Origin of the sequence: Staphylococcus microti, from assembly GCF_000934465.1 — a bacterium.
GTDB classification, from domain to species: domain Bacteria; phylum Bacillota; class Bacilli; order Staphylococcales; family Staphylococcaceae; genus Staphylococcus; species Staphylococcus microti.
The window spans coordinates 1-240 of record NZ_JXWY01000156.1 but is presented as its reverse complement, the minus strand read 5'-3'; the positions used below and the strand labels follow the sequence as shown (position 1 = coordinate 240).

1 protein-coding gene is annotated in these 240 nt (G+C 40.4%); it reads left to right on the top strand.

Translation table 11 applies throughout. The features are described 5' to 3' along the window. On the top strand, nt 1–240 hold a 240-nt coding region (locus TP70_RS11100), incomplete at both ends, for a reverse transcriptase domain-containing protein (RefSeq protein ID WP_044361655.1).

The window sequence follows — 240 nt, the reverse complement described above, 5'->3', positions numbered from 1 at the left end:
TGGGAATCCCTGTCGCTAGAGATAGAGTTATCCAACAAGCCATTAAACAAGTTATTGAACCGAAAATCGACCGTACATTCTCAAAACACAGTCATGGCTTTAGACCCAATCGCAGTACAGGAACTGCACTTAAGCAATGTGCAACGTACTATGAAGAGGGCTATTCGGTCGCAGTTGATTGTGATTTAAAACAGTGCTTTGACATGTTGAACCACGATAAGTTGATGTATTTATTTGAAC